This is a genomic window from Streptomyces sp. NPDC046939 (assembly GCF_040644575.1).
GTDB lineage: Bacteria > Actinomycetota > Actinomycetes > Streptomycetales > Streptomycetaceae > Streptomyces.
Map to the genome: position 1 here is coordinate 197,138 of NZ_JBEYWV010000001.1, position 15,546 is coordinate 212,683.

The 15,546-nt window shown below is 71.2% G+C and carries 14 protein-coding genes; 8 read left to right on the plus strand and 6 right to left on the minus strand.

Features of this window, described 5'->3' with window-relative positions; all coding sequences use genetic code 11:
- The 3 genes from ABZ877_RS00885 to ABZ877_RS00895 are packed head-to-tail and all read left to right on the plus strand — an operon-like array spanning position 1 to position 3,175.
- A complete protein-coding gene (locus ABZ877_RS00885; RefSeq protein WP_361062077.1) occupies positions 1-1,647 on the plus strand; it encodes a PP2C family protein-serine/threonine phosphatase in 1,647 nt (548 codons plus the stop codon).
- Positions 1,644-2,744, plus strand: a complete 1,101-nt coding sequence (locus tag ABZ877_RS00890; protein ID WP_361062081.1) for a cobalamin-dependent protein — start codon at positions 1,644-1,646, stop codon at positions 2,742-2,744. Before ABZ877_RS00885 ends, ABZ877_RS00890 begins: the two co-directional genes overlap by 4 nt.
- A complete protein-coding gene (locus ABZ877_RS00895; RefSeq protein ID WP_361062084.1) occupies positions 2,741-3,175 on the plus strand; it encodes an STAS domain-containing protein in 435 nt (144 codons plus the stop codon). The genes ABZ877_RS00890 and ABZ877_RS00895 overlap by 4 nt, the downstream gene beginning before the upstream one ends.
- 20 nt (positions 3,176-3,195) lie before the next feature.
- Here ABZ877_RS00895 and ABZ877_RS00900 read toward each other — a convergent pair whose 3' ends face one another.
- From ABZ877_RS00900 to ABZ877_RS00910, 3 genes are all read right to left on the minus strand, one after another.
- The gene (locus ABZ877_RS00900; protein ID WP_361062086.1) at positions 3,196-4,059 is read right to left on the minus strand and encodes a carbohydrate ABC transporter permease; all 864 of its coding nucleotides are present in this window, start codon (positions 4,057-4,059) and stop codon (positions 3,196-3,198) included.
- The gene (locus tag ABZ877_RS00905) at positions 4,056-5,024 is read right to left on the minus strand and encodes a sugar ABC transporter permease (RefSeq protein WP_361062089.1); all 969 of its coding nucleotides are present in this window, start codon (positions 5,022-5,024) and stop codon (positions 4,056-4,058) included. Before ABZ877_RS00905 ends, ABZ877_RS00900 begins: the two co-directional genes overlap by 4 nt.
- Positions 5,025-5,127: 103 nt before the next feature.
- Complete coding sequence (locus ABZ877_RS00910) at positions 5,128-6,444, minus strand: ABC transporter substrate-binding protein (RefSeq protein WP_361062092.1); 1,317 nt, start codon at positions 6,442-6,444, stop codon at positions 5,128-5,130.
- A 270-nt stretch (positions 6,445-6,714) separates the two neighbouring features.
- Between ABZ877_RS00910 and ABZ877_RS00915 the strand changes: the two genes are divergently transcribed.
- Together ABZ877_RS00915 and ABZ877_RS00920 are read left to right on the plus strand one after the other, a co-directional pair.
- Positions 6,715-9,126, plus strand: coding sequence for a glycoside hydrolase family 2 protein (locus ABZ877_RS00915; protein ID WP_361062095.1), 2,412 nt, complete (start codon positions 6,715-6,717; stop codon positions 9,124-9,126).
- Entirely contained in the window at positions 9,123-10,160 is a 1,038-nt protein-coding gene (locus tag ABZ877_RS00920; RefSeq protein ID WP_361062098.1) for a LacI family DNA-binding transcriptional regulator, read from the plus strand. The genes ABZ877_RS00915 and ABZ877_RS00920 overlap by 4 nt, the downstream gene beginning before the upstream one ends.
- Before the next feature lie 64 nt (positions 10,161-10,224).
- Here the strand turns inward: ABZ877_RS00920 and ABZ877_RS00925 are convergent, their stop codons facing one another.
- The gene (locus tag ABZ877_RS00925; RefSeq protein WP_361062101.1) at positions 10,225-11,244 is read right to left on the minus strand and encodes a glycosyl hydrolase; all 1,020 of its coding nucleotides are present in this window, start codon (positions 11,242-11,244) and stop codon (positions 10,225-10,227) included.
- A gap of 199 nt (positions 11,245-11,443) precedes the next feature.
- On the opposite strand from ABZ877_RS00925, the gene ABZ877_RS00930 reads away from it, so the two are divergent.
- The gene (locus ABZ877_RS00930) at positions 11,444-12,484 is read left to right on the plus strand and encodes a LacI family DNA-binding transcriptional regulator (protein ID WP_361062104.1); all 1,041 of its coding nucleotides are present in this window, start codon (positions 11,444-11,446) and stop codon (positions 12,482-12,484) included.
- Between the two features lie 104 nt (positions 12,485-12,588).
- Here ABZ877_RS00930 and ABZ877_RS00935 read toward each other — a convergent pair whose 3' ends face one another.
- Positions 12,589-13,449, minus strand: coding sequence for a LysR family transcriptional regulator (locus tag ABZ877_RS00935; protein WP_361062108.1), 861 nt, complete (start codon positions 13,447-13,449; stop codon positions 12,589-12,591).
- A gap of 97 nt (positions 13,450-13,546) precedes the next feature.
- Here ABZ877_RS00935 and ABZ877_RS00940 point away from each other — a divergent pair, with 97 nt between their 5' ends.
- Positions 13,547-13,864 carry a hypothetical protein gene (locus ABZ877_RS00940; protein ID WP_361062111.1) on the plus strand — a complete coding sequence of 106 codons (318 nt, stop codon included), beginning with the start codon at positions 13,547-13,549 and terminating at the stop codon, positions 13,862-13,864.
- A 107-nt stretch (positions 13,865-13,971) separates the two neighbouring features.
- A complete protein-coding gene (locus ABZ877_RS00945; protein WP_361062114.1) occupies positions 13,972-14,475 on the plus strand; it encodes an N-acetyltransferase in 504 nt (167 codons plus the stop codon).
- A gap of 15 nt (positions 14,476-14,490) precedes the next feature.
- Here the strand turns inward: ABZ877_RS00945 and ABZ877_RS00950 are convergent, their stop codons facing one another.
- Entirely contained in the window at positions 14,491-15,522 is a 1,032-nt protein-coding gene (locus ABZ877_RS00950; RefSeq protein WP_361062117.1) for a hypothetical protein, read from the minus strand.
- Positions 15,523-15,546 lie beyond the last annotated feature (24 nt).

Consider the following 15,546-nt stretch of genomic DNA (forward strand, 5'->3'; position numbering starts at 1 on the left):
ATGAGCTCCCGAGGCACACAGGTCGACACGGCCGCGGGGCCGCGCAACCCGTACCCGACGATCACCGTGGACCGGGCAGGCCGCGTCCTGTCCCGCAACGAACGCGCCGGTGCGCTCCTCGCGGGGCTCGCCACGGGCGCGCGGCTCGCGGACGTGGCGCCCGCCTGGCTGGCCGAGGCGCACGCCGCGGCCGTGGCCGGCGACGACCCCGACCTGCCGGTGGCCTCGGGGCGCATCGGCGACACGACGGTCGACGCCTTTCCGAGCCGCGGCGCGGACGGCGCCGTGTCCTGGTGGCTGGTCGACGACGGCGACCTGCGCTTCGCCCACCAGCAACTGGAGAGCGAGCGGACCCGCTCCCGCGTCCTCCAGGAGGTCTCCAGCGAACTCCTCGCCTCCCTGAACGCCGAACGCTGCATGGAGGTGACCGCCCGCATGGCCGCACAGCACCTCGCGGACGCGGCGGTCATCGTCGGCGTCCGCTCCGGCCGCACCTACCCCGTCACCCGCTGTACGACCGGGCAGCCCGTCGTGCAGGAACGGATCTCCTTGGACCCGGCGGAGCTGCCGGGCCTGTCGGAGGCGCTGCTCGGCTTCCCGCCGGTGCCCTCGCGCTGGATTGACCCGGCCCAGGTGCCCGCGTGGGCGATCCCGGCCGAGTTCGCGGCGGACGGCGGGCAGATCGGCTCCGTCGTCGTCGTGCCGCTGCCCGGGCACGGCCTGCCGGCCGGCGCCATCGTGATGATGCGGCACAGCCGCGAGGCCGCCTTCACCGAGGCCGAGGAGGCGTTCGCCCGGCTCTTCGCCGCACGCGCGGGCGCCGCCCTGTCGGCCGCCCGGATATACGCCGAGCAGTCGCACATCACCGACGTCCTCATGCGGGAGCTGCTGCCGCCCGTCCTCACGGGCGTGCGCGGCGTCGACTTCTCCGGCCGCTACCGGGCCGCCGCCGCGGGCGAGCGGATCGGCGGCGACTTCTACGACGTCTACCCCGCCGACAGCGACGACGCCGAGACGTTCGCCGTCCTCGGCGACGTGTGCGGCAAGGGCCTCGAAGCCGCCGTGCTCACCGGAAAGATCCGCAACACGCTCGAGGCGCTGCTGCCGTTCGCCCCGGACCACCACCGGCTGCTCACCCTGCTGAACAACGCGCTGCTCACCTCGCACCACACCCGGTTCGCCACGCTCGCCCTCGCCTCCGTCAAGCGCGCGGGCAGCCGGGTCCGGCTGCGGGTCTCCAGCGCCGGGCACCCCACCCCGCTGATCGTGCGCAGCGACGGACGGGTGGAGGCGGCCGACACGAGGGGCATGCTGATCGGCGCCCTGCCGACGGAGCTGCTCAAGGTCACCACGGCCACCGTGGACCTCGCGCCGGGGGAGACGTGCCTGCTGTACTCCGACGGCATCACGGAGGCGCACGGCGGTCCGCTCGGCGACGCCATGTTCGGCGAGCAGCGGCTGCGCGACGCGCTCGCGCAGTGCGCGGGGCTGCCCGCGGAGGCGGTCACCGAGTACGTACAGATGATCGCTTCCCGGTGGATCGACGGCGGTCCGCACGACGACATGGCGCTGCTGGCCATCACCGCGCCGCGCAACAACCACCTCACCGCGGTGGACGGGCACACTCGGGGCAGGTTCACAGCATGACGACAGGTGAGACGAGCGCGGGAACCTCCGTGCTGCCGACGTTCAGCGACCTCCGCGAGCAGTTGTGGGGCGCGCTGATCGACTGCGACGACACGCACGCGGTCGCCCTCGTGCGCTTCGCCGCGGGGGAGGGCACCGCCGGGCACGGGCCCATGGCGGCGGAGCGCGTGCTCCTCGAACTGATCGCGCCGGTGCAGCAGCGGGTCGGCGTCGAATGGGCGGCCAACCGGATCACGATCGCCCAGGAACACGCCGCGACCGCGATCAACGAGCGGTGCGTCTCCGCCATCGCCGACGCGGCCGCGCCCACCCCCACCCGGGGCCGCCTCGCCGTCGCGTGCGTGGACGGCGAATGGCACGCCCTGCCCGCCCGCCTGGTCGCCGAGGTCCTGCGGCTGCGCGGCTGGAGCGTGGACTACCTGGGCGCACAGGTCCCCACCGAGCACCTGATCGCCCACATCCACCAGCGCACCCCCGACGCCGTGCTGCTGTCCTCCTCGATCCCCTCGCACCTGCCCACCGCGCACACCGCGATCAGCTCCTGCCAGACGACCGGCACCCCCGTCATGGCGGGCGGCGCCGCGTTCGGCCCCGACGGCAGATACGCCCGGCGGATGCAGGCGGTGTGGGCCCCGGACGCGCTCAGCGCCCACGCGCTCCTGGCGGAGGGGCTCCAGCGGCCCGCCCCGGACGCGGCCCGGCTGCCCGACCTGGATCTGCCGCACCTGTCCGACCAGGAGTACACCCTGGTCAGACAGACGAAGCGGCGGCTGGTCAAGCAGACCCTCGCCGATGTCGAGGAGGCCTATCCGCCGATGCGCTCGTACACCGAGCCGCAGCGCGAGCGCACGGCCGAGGACATCGACCACATCGTCACGTACCTGGTCACGGCCCTCTACGTCGACGACACGGAACTCTTCACCACGTTCGTCGCCTGGACCGCGGGCATCCTCCAGGCCCGGGGCGTCCCCGCGCGGTCGCTGCTGCCCGCCCTGGACTCCCTGCTGCACCAGTTGAACGATTTCCCGCGCGCCACCGGCATCCTGACCGCGGCCCGCACGACCCTGACCGTCCCCGGACCCGGGCAGCCCGCATGACCACATACGCCGCTCTGCACCTCACCGCCTCCGGACCGCGTGACGGAGTGCTCACGCTCGCCGTCGAGGGGGCCCTGGACTACGACACCAGCGGACACTTCACCGACGAAGCCGCACGCGCCCTCCTGGACCACCCGGGCCTGCGCGTCCTGCGCCTGGACTGCTCCGGGCTGAGCGGCGTCGACTCCATGGGCCTGTCCGCACTCCTCGGCCTGCGCCGCCGCCTCGACACCCTCGGGGCGAGCCTGCGCATCGCCGAGCGCTCCCCGCGCCTGGACCGCCTCCTCACCATCACCGGCACCTTCGACTACCTCGTCGGCGCCGAGGAAGCGGCGCAGCAGGAGCAGGAGCAGGAGCCGTCGGCCACCGCCTCCGCGACCGACCCGGACCCCGGCCCCGCCGCCGACGAACAGGCCCGGCATCGCCGCTGAACGGGGGCGGCGTCTCCGCCCTACTTCGTGGCCCCCTGCGCGAACCCGTTGTAGATGTAGCGCTGCAGGAAGAGGAAGACGAGCAGCGTCGGAAGGATCACCAGGATCGCCCCGGCGGAGATCGCCTCCCAGTGTGCGCCGAACGGTCCCTTGAAGCGGAACAGGGCGGTCGAGATCGTGCCCTTGTCCTCGGAGGGCATGTAGAGAAACGGGATGTAGAAGTCGTTGTACGTCGTGATGCCCTTGACGATGACGACCGTGGCGATCGCCGGCTTGAGCAGCGGCAGGATGATCTTCCGGTAGATGGTGAAGGTGTTCGCCCCGTCAAGGCGGGCCGCCTCGTCGAGCGAGACCGGGATACCGCGGATGAACTGCAGGAAGATGTAGATCGACACGATGTCCGTGCCCATGTAGAGCAGGATCGGCGCCCACCGCGTGTCCACGAGGTCGAAGCTGTTGACCACCTGGAAGGTGGCGACCTGCGTCGTCACGCCCGGCACCAGGGTCGCGACGAGGAAGAGGGCCATCACCGTCTTCTTGAACCGGAACTCGAACCGGTCGATGGCGTACGCCGTCATGGAGCCGATGAGCACGGTCCCGGTGAGGGAGAACAGCAGGATGAACGCCGTGTTCCCGAACGCCGTCAGCATGTGCCCGTCGGTGAACGCGGTGGCGTAGTTGGACAGGTTGAACCAGTCGTGCGGCAGGCTCAGCGCGCCGCCGTCGGCCACTTCCCGCGATGTCTTGAGCGAGGTCAAAAAGACGACGGCCAGGGGCACGAGGACGACGAGGGAGGCGACGACGAGCGAGAGGTAGCTCAGCGCCGTGCCGAAGCGGAACCGGCCGCGCGCGAGGGGCCGTTCGTCCGTGGGGAGCGTGGTCATACGAGGTCCACCTTGTCGTCGGGCACGAGCCGCCGCTGGATCCAGGTGACGACCAGGATGATCAGGAGCAGCACGACGGCACAGGCCGAGGCCAGGCCCGTCTTGTTGAACTGGAAGGCGAGCTTGACCGTCTGGATGACGAAGGTCGACGTGCCGGTCGCGCCGCCGGTCATGATGTACGGGATCTCGAAGACGGCGAGCGAGCCGGAGACCGCCAGGATGACGCTGAGGCTCAGCACGGGCCGGATGCCCGGCGCGATGATGTGCCGGAACTGCTGCCAGCGGCTCGCCCCGTCGAGCTGCGCGGCCTCGTACAGCTCACCGGGGATCGACTGGATCGCGCCGAGGAACAGCACGAAGTTCAGGCCGGTGAAGCGCCACACGGATACCCCGGCGAGCGAGGTGTTGGCCGACTCCGGGTCGCCGAGCCAGGCGTGGTCGCCGCCGGCGCCGAACCAGGAGAGCACCGCGTCGAGGGTGCCGCCGTCCTGGAAGAAGTAGAGGAAGACGAAGCCGATGGCGACGCCGTTGATCAGGTAGGGGAAGAAGAGAATTCCCTTGAAGAAGTTGCGGAAGCGCAGGTCGAAGCTGAGGAGCGTCGCGAAGTACAGCGCGATCACGATCTGCACGGCGGACGCGGCGAGGTAGTAGAAGCTGACGAAGAAGACGCGGAACAGCTCGGGGCGCGTGAACAGCTGCGTGTAGTTGTCGAACCCCGTGAAGTTCCGGTCGGGGCTGACGCCGTCCCAGTCGGTGAAGCTGTAGTAGATCATGTTGCCCACGGGCACGTAGGTGAACGTGATCAGCAGCGCGAGGGGCGCGATCAGGAACAGCCACGGTGTGATCCTGCGCAGCGGATGGTCGCGCCAGGACCGTGCGGGTGGGGCGCCTCGGCGGGTGCGGCTCCGGGCGGGTGCGGCGCGGCGCCCCGGTGCCGGTGGCGCCTTCGATGTGGTGTCGGTCATGCGGGACGGCCCTTTCGTGGTCCGCGAGGAGCAGGACGAGCGACTGGCGGACGGGGGCCCGGCCCGAGGGTGCGGGCCCGGGCCCCGTGCGCGTGCGCGGGGGTCAGTTCCCCGCGACGGAGGCCGCTTCGGCCCAGCGCTTGTCCAGGTCGGCGAAGTACTCCTCGGCGGACCCCTTCTGGGCGCCGCGGGCGATGTCGATCAGCTTCTGCCGGTAGTCCGGCTTGGAGAGGCCGATCTCGGCGGCGTCGTCGATCGCGTTGACCTGCTCGGTCCTGGCCTCGGAGTGCTCGATGAGCCTGACATCGTTGTCCTGGAAGGGCTTCAGAACGTCGGGGAAGCTCATGGAGGTGAGCGCCGAGACGCCGCCCTCCTTCGCGGCGAAGCCGGACTTCTCGGTGAACCAGTCGATCCAGGCGCGGGCGGCCGGCTTGTGGTCCGAGTGCGTGTTCACGGCGAGCTGGTAGTCGGAGACGAGCGTGGCGCAGAACGTGCCGTTCTTCTGCGCGGGGAACGGCATGAACCCGATGTCGTCCGGGTTCTCCCCGGCCGCGGAGGCGGCGCCGCGCATCTGGTTCACGGCCCACGAGCCGAGCATCATGCTGCTGATCCTCCCCTTGGCCAACTGGGTCTTGGAGTCCTCCCAGTTGGTCGTCGTCGGGTCCTTCTCCGCCAGCTTCTCGTGCACGATGTCGTACAGGAGCTTGTCGACGGTGTTCAGCTCGCCGCCGGACCGCCACGGCTTGTCGGTGCCGGCGAGCGCGTCCCACGCCTTGCCGTCACAGGTGACCGAGCCGACGTTGTTGGTCCAGGCGCCGCTGAGCGGCCAGCCGTCCTTGAAGTTGGTGTAGTACGTGGCGCCGGTCCTGTCCTTGACCCGCTTCAGGTCGTCCAGGAACTCCTGCGGGCTGGTGGGCCACTCCTCGATGCCGGCCTTCTTCCAGACGGCCTTGTTGTAGACGAAGCCGTTGGCGGTCCCGAAGTTGGCTATGCCGTACGTCTTGCCCTTGACGTCGGTCTTGCCGGTGAAGCGGTAGTTCTTGACCATGTCCTTGGTGTCGCCGAGCGGGGCGAAGAACTTGGGGTAGTCGCCCTTGGCGATCGCGGCGGGGATCAGCAGGACGTCACCGTAGTTCTCGGTGTTCATCCGGATCTTCACCTCCCCCTCGTAGTCGGTGATGCCCTGGAACGTGACGTCCACCTTGGGGTACGCCTTCTTGAACTCGGCGGCGTACTTCTTCATCGTGCCGTCCTGCACGAGGTCGGTGCGGTTGGTCAGCACCGTGATGGTGCCCGACACCTTGGCGGGGTCGGAGGGGGAGTCGGCCGCCTCCCCCGAGGAGCTCCCTCCGCCGCCGCACCCCGCGACGGTCAGCAGTGCGGCGGCCAGCGCCATCGCGCTCAGCGGCTTCGTCCTCATGTGCCCAGCTCCTTCCAAGGGTCACGGCTCAGGCCCAGCGGGCTGACGGCACTATGTCAGCCATCTATGAACCGGTAAAGCCTCGATTTCCGCCGCGATACCCAATCGTTACCGCGCTCTGGTGTGGTCCCCTGCGCGCAAGCGCTTCACCAGCCGTGATGTGCTGGGCGTCTTCACTGAACGAGGACTAGACCGGTTTACGAACCAGGGGTTAGGTTGGCGGGCGTCTCATACGAACCGGGCCCGCGTCCGTCCGATTGGAGTCGCCCTATGAAGGCCACCGCCCAGCTCAGCGAGGGATGGAGTCTCGAACACGAAGGGGCGCGCATCGCCGCCCAGGTCCCCGGCTGCGTCCATGCCGACCTGCTCGCCGCCGACCTGATTCCGGACCCGTTCATCGGGCGGAACGAGCAGTACATCGCCTGGGTGGGCCGCCGCGCCTGGACCTACACCCGCGACCTGTCGCCCGAGGAGACCTCCGGCGCCGCCTTCGAGCGCACGGACCTCGTCCTCGACGGCCTGGACACCGTCGCCCACCTCGTGCTCGACGGCAAGGAGCTGGGCCGCACCCGCAACATGCACCGCTCCTACCGCTTCGACGTCACGGGCCGCTCCGGCGAGCTGAGTGTCACCTTCGGCTCCGCCTACGACGAGGCGAACGCCGTGAAGGCGCTGACGGGGGAGCGGCCCAACGCCTATTCCGAGCCCTTCCAGTACCTCCGCAAGATGGCGTGCAGCTTCGGCTGGGACTGGGGCCCGACCGTCGTCACCGCCGGGATGTGGCGCCCGGTCCGCCTCGAACGCTGGTCGACCGCGCGCATGGCCCGGGTCCGCCCCCTGGTCACCGTCGACGGCACGCGCGGCCGCGTGGAACTCCGCGTCGACCTCGAACGCACCGCCACCGGCGCCGGACGCCGCGTCACCGCGCACGCCACCGTCGCCGGGGTCACGACGACCGCCGAGACCGACGGCGACACGCTCACCCTCGTCCTCGACATCCCCGACGTGGAACTGTGGTGGCCACGCGGACATGGCGAACAACCGCTCTACGACGTCGACTTGACGCTCACCGCCGACGGCGAGCAGCTCGACTCCTGGCAGCGGCGCATCGGCTTCCGCACGATCGAGATCGACCGCTCCGCCGACGAACAGGGCACCGGCTTCACCTTCGTCGTCAACGGCACCCGCGTCTTCGTACGCGGCGTCAACTGGATCCCCGACGACGTACTGCCCTCCCGCATCACCCCCGAGCGCTACCGCACCCGCCTCGAACAGACCGCAGCGGCCAACGTCGACCTGGTCCGCGTCTGGGGCGGCGGCATCTACGAGGACGAGGCGTTCTACGACGCCTGCGACGAACTCGGCCTCATGGTCTGGCAGGACTTCCTCTTCGCCTGCGCCGCCTACCCCGAGGAGCAGCCCCTGCGCGGCGAGGTCGAGGCCGAGGCCCGCGACAACGTCGTACGCCTCATGCCGCACCCCAGCCTCGTCGCCTGGAACGGCAACAACGAGAACCTGTGGGGCTTCCGCGACTGGGAGTGGGAGGAGCAACTCGCGGGCGACTCCTGGGGCGAGGGCTACTACCTCGGCCTGCTGCCCCGCGTCGTCGCCGAGCTCGACCCCACCCGCCCCTACATGGCGGGCAGCCCCTGGTCCGGCAGCTGGGACCACCACCCCAACCACCCCGACCACGGCACCCACCACTCGTGGGAGGTGTGGAACCGGCGGGACTTCACCGAGTACCGCGCCGATGTGCCGCGCTTCGTCTCCGAGTTCGGCTGGCAGGCGCCCCCGGCCCTGGCCACCCTGCGCCGCGCCCTGCCCGGCGAGGAACTCGCCCCCGACTCGCCCGGCATGCTCCACCACCAGAAGGCCGAGGACGGCAACGGCAAGCTGAACCGGGGCGTCGCCCGCCACTTCGCGCTGCCCGAGGGCGACTTCGACCGCTGGCACTACCTCACCCAGGTGATCCAGGCCCGCGCCGTCGCCACCGGCATCGAGCACTGGCGCTCCCACTGGCCGCGCTGCGCCGGGACCGTCGTCTGGCAGATCAACGACTGCTGGCCGGTCAGCTCCTGGGCCGCCATCGACGGCGACGGCCGCCTCAAGCCGCTCTACCACGAGCTGCGCCGCCTCTACGCCGACCGCCTGCTGACCGTGCAGCCCGGCGCCGAAGGGCCCGAACTCGTCCTGTCCAACCTGGGCGCGACCCCGTGGAGCTGCGACGTGACCCTGCGCCTGATGCGCGCCGACGGCACCCTCGCCGCCCGTGTCTCCCTCGGGCTGACCGCCGGTCCGCGCGAGACCGTACGGCTCCCGGTCCCGCCGGAGGTCACCCCGGCGACAGGCTCCGCCAAGGAGTACCTCGTCGCCGACGCCGACGGGCTGCGCGCCCTGCACTTCGAGGCGCGCGACAAGGACTTCGACTACCCCGAGCCCCGCTTCGACATCGCCGTCGAGACCGTCGGCCAGGAGCGGGATACAGTCGATGTCGTGGTGACCGCCCAGACACTCGTCCGCGACCTGCTCCTCCAGGCCGACCGCATCGCCCCGCACGCCCGGGCCGAGCGCGGCCTGACCACCCTGCTGCCCGGTGAGACCACCCGCATCCGCGTGCACGGCACGCGGGGCGCGGGCGCCAACACCGTACGGGCCGCACTCTTCTGCGTGGAACCCGCGTGAGCGCACCCACCCAGCGCGTCACCATCAAGGACGTCGCGGCCGCCGCCGGAGTCTCCAAGGGCGCGGTCTCGATCGCGTTCAACCACAAGCCGGGGCTCTCCGAGGCGACCCGGGAGCGGATCTTCGCGGTGGCGCGGGAGATGGGCTGGGCGCCGAACTCCTCGGCGCGCAGCCTGTCCCGGCAGCACACGGACACGGTCGGCCTGGCGATCTGCCGGCCGGCCCGGCTCCTCGGCCTCGAACCGTTCTACATGGAGTTCATCTCCGGCATCGAGTCCGTCCTCGCCGAGCGCTCCTGCTCCCTGCTGCTCCGCCTCGTCAGCAGCAGGGAGGAGGAGATCGAGCTCCAGCAGACGTGGTGGCGCGAGCGGCAGGTCGGCGGGTCCGTCCTCGTCGACTTCGACCGGGACGACCCGCGGATCGAACCGCTCAGGAAGCTCGGCATGCCCGCGGTCGCCGTCGGCCATCCCGATCTGACCGGCGGCATCCCGTCGGTCTGGACCGACGACGCCACCGCGATGGGCGAGGCCGTCCGCTATCTGGCCGCCCTCGGCCACCGCAGGATCGGCCGGGTCGGCGGACCCGAGGCGCTCGGCCACAGCGCCATACGGGAAGAGGCGTTCCGCACGACCATGGAGTCCCTGGGGCTCGACGGCTCGCTCCAGGTGGCGTCCGGCTTCGCCGGGGAGGAAGGGGCGCGGGCCACCCGCTCGCTGCTGCTGCGCGCGGAGCGACCCACCGCCATCGTCTACGACAACGACATCATGGCGGTGGCCGGTCTCGGCGTGGCGGCCGAGATGGGTGTCTCGGTGCCGGACGAGCTGTCCCTGCTCGCCTGGGACGACTCGCAGTTGTGCCGGCTCACCCACCCGACCCTGTCGGCGATGAGCCATGACGTGCACGGCTTCGGCGCGGACGTCACACGGGTCCTCTTCGACCTCATCGAGGGCAGGACCGTCACCTCCCACCCGGTGCCCATGCCGTCGCTGACCCCGCGCGCCTCGACGGCGGCGCCGCGCTCGCGACGCGGCTGACCGACGGCACATGTGTGTGGCCCGCCCCCGAGGGGACGGGCCACACACATGTGTGCAGGAGGTGTTACAGCTTCAGCTCACCCTGGTTGAGGACGCGCGGGTGGAAGTAGCCCGCCTGGAGCTCCGCGTTGGTGTTGTTCCCCCGCAACTGCTCGGACCACATCATGAAGTAGGCCCAGCGGGCCTGGCTGTCGAGCAGCGAGGCGTTGGGGATCTTGCCCACCTCGGCGAGGGCGATCGGCTTGCCCGCCGCGATGGACTGCATCTGCGCGTAGTCCGACGAGCTGGGGTAGTTCTTGTACCAGACGTCGAGGGACACGACGTCCACGTAGTTGGCGCCCGGGTAGTAGTCCGACCAGCCGCCCGCCGGGTTGTCCTGGACGTTCCACACCCAGATCAGGTTGGACAGGCCCTTGCCGACGAGATAGTCGTGGGTGATCTTGTAGAGTTTCGCGCTGCCGTTGGCGCCGGGGCGGTGGCCCCACCAGTTCCATGTCTCGTTCATCTCGTGCAGCGGCCGGAAGAGGACGGGCACGCCCGCGCTCTTCAACTGGTTCAGGTAGGGCACCGCCTCGTCCAGGCGGCGCTTCCACGCGGTGTTGAGCGCCGTGCCGTCGGTGACGATCTGGTTGAACTGCGTGTCGCTGATGCTCGACTTGACGCCGCCCTCGAAGGCACAGGAACTGCCCTGGGTGGGCGGGCAGACGTGCCAGGTCAGCGCCACGAGCGAGCCGTTGTTCCACTCGGTCTTCGCCTGGTCGATCACGCGCTGCCGGTTGGCCACGTCCGCGGCGTTGAACATCAGGTCGCCGCCCCACAGGCCCGGGTACTGGCCGGTGACGTCCTTGACCTGCTGGGTGTACTGGCCGGGGTTGCTGGCCGGCTCCTTGTTGTGCTGGCCGGAGACGATGTTCGAGCCGCTGATGGACTTCAGGTAGTCGATCACCTGCTGCCGCGAGCGGCTGGGGAACGCCTGCGCGTCGGGGACGAGCGTCAGGGCGACGAGAGCGGAGACGACAAGGGCGGCGAACAGGGTCAGGCCGCGGGCTCGCGTGAGCGGTTTTCTGTGCAGGGCTGTGCTCATGGGGACGCGTCCCTTTCCTCGGGGTCCTCGGCCGGGGGTGGATGAGGACCGTGCTGGCGGGACACTTTGCACACCGCCGACATCGTTGTCTAGACGTTGAGCAAGTTAAGTAAAAGGCAAGTAATGTAAGGGCTTTCCCTGCGCTTCTCGCAGAGGAGAGGCGTACGGATGTGCTCGACCGGTCTATGGTGAGCGCCTCATGAACCAGCGACGGGTGACCATCAAGGACGTCGCGGCCCGCGCCGGGGTCTCCCGTGCCGCCGTGTCCCTGGCGGTGGGCGGCAAGCCGGGCGTGTCCGACGCGACCCGGGCGCGCGTCCTCGCCGTTGCCGAGGCCATGGGCTGGCAGTCGAACCGCCCGGCCCGGACGTGCGAGGTGCGGGGCGCGGGCGCCATCGGTCTCGTCATCCGGCGGCCCGCGCGCCAACTCGGCCTGGAACCCTTCTACATGGAGTTCCTCTCCGGGCTGGAGAGCGTCGTCTCCGAGCATCGCGGGGCGGTGCTCCTGCGCCTGGTGAAGACCCTGGACGAGGAGATGGAGCTACAGAGCCACTGGTGGCGGACCCGGCGGATCGCGGGCACCGTCCTCGTCGACTTCCGCGAGAACGATCCGCGCGGGCCCGTCCTGGCGCGGCTCGGCATCCCCGCCGTCGCGGTCGGCCATCCGTATCTGACCCGGCCCTTCCCCTCACGGTGGACCGACGACGCCACGGCGGTCGGTGAAGCGGTGCGCTACCTCGCGGCGCTGGGGCACCGCGCCGTCGCCCGGGTGGGCGGCGCACCGGACCTGGGGCACAGCGCGCTCCGCCGCGCCGCCTTCACCAAGGCCATGCTCGGACTCGGGCTCGGACCCGGGCAGCAGCTCGACACGGACTTCTCCGGCGCGGCGGGCGCCAGGGCCACCCGCTCACTGCTCACCGCCGCGCGCCGCCCGACCGCGATCGTCTACGACAACGACCTCATGGCGGTCGCGGGGCTCTCCGTCGCCGCCGAGCTGGGTCTGCGCGTCCCCGCCGACCTCTCGCTGCTGGCCTGGGACGACTCGCAGTTGTGCCGCCTCACCCACCCGGCGCTGTCCGCGATGAGTCACGACGTGCATGCCTTCGGCGCCGACGTCGCCCGTACGCTCTACGACGTCCTGAGGGGGGAACGCGTCGCGGCGCAGCCGGTGGCGACACCCAGGCTCACCCCGCGCGGCTCGACGGCCGCGCCCGGACAGAACGGCGCGGGGGCGGTCTGACACTCCCCAGTGATGGTGACCGCCCCCGCAGCACATCCCGTAGTGGTGTGTCCCCGATCTTGCCGCTCAATCCTGCTCGGACGCCTCTACGGGTGTGGCGCTGATCACGCCGGGCTGTTCTCCACGAGCCTCTGCGCGGCGGAGACGAACGAGGCGACCAGGGGGCGGCGGTCCTGCTCGTTCCAGGCCAGGACCAGGGTGCTGGCCGGTGCGTCGCTCACGGGTACGGCGACCAAACCCGCCGGGAGCGGGTCGACCAGGGAGCGGGGCAGCACCGCGATCATCCGGTTCGTCGTGATCATGTGCAGCAACTGGATCACGTCGGCGACCTCCGGGCCGGTCCCGCCCTCCGCCGGGGCACCCGGGACGCCCCGCCAGCGCGGCAGCGTCTCGCCCTCCAGGTCGGCGGTGCGCACGGCCGCCCGCCCGGCGAACCGGTGGCCGGCCGGGACGACGGCGACCCGGTCCTCGGTGTGCAGCGGCTCGTGGGCGAGTCCGTCGAGCGCGTCGAACGGGGTGTAGAGCAGGCCCACGTCGGCGCGGCCGTCCCGCAGGAAGTCGCTGCGGTCCGCCGGGCCGCTGAACAGGATGTCGACCCGGCGGGCGTCGGGCTCCCGCGCGTACGCGGCGAGCAGCCCGGACAGCAGGCCCGCGTCGCCGCCCGGCTTCAGCACGAGCCGCAGCGGGGCCCGGCTGTCTCCGGCGCTGCGGGCCCTGCGGACGGCGGCGTGCACGGCGTTCAGCGCGTGCCGTCCGTGTTCGAGGAGCGCCTCCCCGGCCGGGGTCAGCTCGACGTGCCTGCTGGAGCGGGTGAACAGCGGAACGCCGAGCCGGGTCTCGACGCGCCGGATCGCCTTCGACAGCGCCGGCTGGGCGATCGAGAGCCGCTCGGCGGCCCGGCCGAAGTGCAGCTCCTCGGCGACCGCGATGACGTATCTGAGTTCGCGGGTCTCCAGCTCGTCCATGACCCCAGGCTAGCGCTGCCGATCCATGCCTCCCGGTTATCGCCGGGTGCCCGACCGGTCTTGGACGGCCGGGGCCGGTGCGGCCAAGAATGACCACATGATCCAGCACACGATGATCGTCTCCTTCGACGAGACCCCGCCCGACACCGAGCTCGACCAGTACCTCGCGGACATCGAACGCGTCATGGACGACAGCGGCCTCGTCCAGTCCTTCGAAGCCCGGCGCCATCTGCCGGTCCCGGGGGAGGAGGCCGTTCCGGCACTGATCGCGACCGTCATCGTGCGGTTCGCCGTGGCCGACATGGACACCCTGGCGAAGGCGTTCACCGTCCCCGCGCTGCACGAGGTCATCACCCACTGGCAGTCACGCCACCCGTACAAGGTCGCCTGGGCGAACCATGAGGTGCTGGGTTGAGCGGGGGCTGACCGGGGAGGCGGCGTCCGTGGCCCCGAGACCGGGGCGCGTCGCGGGTCCGAATAATCGGTCGGGGCCTGCAGCGGCCCGCTGTACTGTCAGCCCCCATGAGCTGGCTGCCTGATGATTTCGTTCACCCCGTCCATGTCCCCGTCCCCTCAACCGCCCTGCACCTGCGGCCCATTCGCGAGGCGGACACGCCGATCGACTATCCCGCCGTGATGGGCTCCCGGGAGCGCCTGTACGCGATGTTCGGGCCCGCCTGGGGGTGGCCCGCCGAGACGATGACGTACGACGAGGACCGCATCGACCTGCTGCGCCACGAGAAGGAGATCGCGGCCCACCAGTCGTTCAACTACGCCCTGTTGAACGAGGACGAGACGGAACTCCTCGGCTGCGTCTACGTCGACCCGCCCGAGCGCACCGGCGCCGACGCCGAGATCTCCTGGTGGGTGGTGGACGTCCTGGTGGACAGCGTGCAGGAGCGGGCGCTCGACGCCCTGGTGCCGCAGTGGATCGCCGCCGACTGGCCGTTCCGGCGGCCGCGGTACATCGGCCGCGACCTCACCTGGCAGGAGTGGCTGGCACTGCCGCCCCTCGACCGGCCGTGACGGCCCCCGCGCACCTCACTCGTACATGACGTAGCCCGGACGCGGCGTCAGGGCCAGTACCTCGTCCGGTGTCATCAGGCGGCTGCCGCCCTTCGCGTCCTCCTCGAAGAACAGCTTGAACCCGGTGTGCAGGCGCGGCGGCAGCGTGTCGACCAGATGGTGCCAGGTCTCGCGCTTGAGCTGCGGCGAGCCGATCCCGTCGGCGCTCTTGACGACAGCGACCCCGTCGGGAACCGTCAGCCGCCGCTCCTCGTGGACGACCGACTCGGCGACCTGGTGGTAGACGAACACCTTCTCCGGGAGGTCGTGCTCCTCCACGAGGGAGGCGAGGTAGGCGGCGATGCGGGTGAGTTCGCCGCCGCTGGTGTGGCCGTAGGTGCGGCCCGGCACCTGCCCGGGGGTCATCTCCCACTCGGGGTCGAGGGCGATCCCGACGTCCGGCTCGGCGAGCCATTTCCGCAGGGCCCTGACCTCGCCGAGCGCGGAGGCCCGGCCCGGCTGGACGTTCAGCAGGAGCAGCGCCTTGTGCCTCCGGGCGGCCCGGTGGAAGGCGCGGATCGTGGCGTCGGACGTGCGGGTGCGGTACAGGCCGTCGGGCCCGGCGCTCGCGTTGGCGACGACCGTGAGGAGTTCGAGGACCGGAAGCACCGTGCGGCCGTCCGCGTAGGCGCGGCCCCGCCGTTCGATCTCCTTGACGCGGTCGTCCAGGTTCCCCGTGCCGAGGCGGCCGAGCGCGGCGGCGCCGGGCAGCCCGCAGTAGCCGACGAGCCGGTGCTCGGGGAAGATCCGGCGCCCGCCGCGCGGCAGTTCGGGCCCGCGGCGGGTGGCGCGCGGCGAGGCCGAGCGCGGCGAGGCGGAGCGTGAGCCGGGCGCGGCGGGCCGTGACGCGGTCCCGGACGCGGAGCCCGCGCCGGTGTCCCGGGCGTCGGACGTGCCGCAGCCGGCGGCCAGGGCGGCGGCGCCCGCGGCCCCCGCCGTGAACAGCGCGCGCCGCCGCACACCGCCCGCCCCCGCCCTCGTACCGGCGTCGTCGCGGTTCTTGCGCACCTGGCCCTCCTGTCCGTCGCCGAG

Coding starts and splice junctions, on each gene's coding strand:
- ABZ877_RS00905 (WP_361062089.1), bottom strand. CDS start 5,024: ATGACCGACACCACATCGAAGGCGCCACCGGCACCGGGGCGCCGCGCC.
- ABZ877_RS00900 (WP_361062086.1), bottom strand. CDS start 4,059: ATGACCACGCTCCCCACGGACGAACGGCCCCTCGCGCGCGGCCGGTTC.
- ABZ877_RS00940 (WP_361062111.1), top strand. CDS start 13,547: ATGATCCAGCACACGATGATCGTCTCCTTCGACGAGACCCCGCCCGAC.
- ABZ877_RS00895 (WP_361062084.1), top strand. CDS start 2,741: ATGACCACATACGCCGCTCTGCACCTCACCGCCTCCGGACCGCGTGAC.
- ABZ877_RS00910 (WP_361062092.1), bottom strand. CDS start 6,444: ATGAGGACGAAGCCGCTGAGCGCGATGGCGCTGGCCGCCGCACTGCTG.
- ABZ877_RS00925 (WP_361062101.1), bottom strand. CDS start 11,244: ATGAGCACAGCCCTGCACAGAAAACCGCTCACGCGAGCCCGCGGCCTG.
- ABZ877_RS00890 (WP_361062081.1), top strand. CDS start 1,644: ATGACGACAGGTGAGACGAGCGCGGGAACCTCCGTGCTGCCGACGTTC.
- ABZ877_RS00885 (WP_361062077.1), top strand. CDS start 1: ATGAGCTCCCGAGGCACACAGGTCGACACGGCCGCGGGGCCGCGCAAC.
- ABZ877_RS00945 (WP_361062114.1), top strand. CDS start 13,972: ATGAGCTGGCTGCCTGATGATTTCGTTCACCCCGTCCATGTCCCCGTC.
- ABZ877_RS00915 (WP_361062095.1), top strand. CDS start 6,715: ATGAAGGCCACCGCCCAGCTCAGCGAGGGATGGAGTCTCGAACACGAA.
- ABZ877_RS00930 (WP_361062104.1), top strand. CDS start 11,444: ATGAACCAGCGACGGGTGACCATCAAGGACGTCGCGGCCCGCGCCGGG.
- ABZ877_RS00935 (WP_361062108.1), bottom strand. CDS start 13,449: ATGGACGAGCTGGAGACCCGCGAACTCAGATACGTCATCGCGGTCGCC.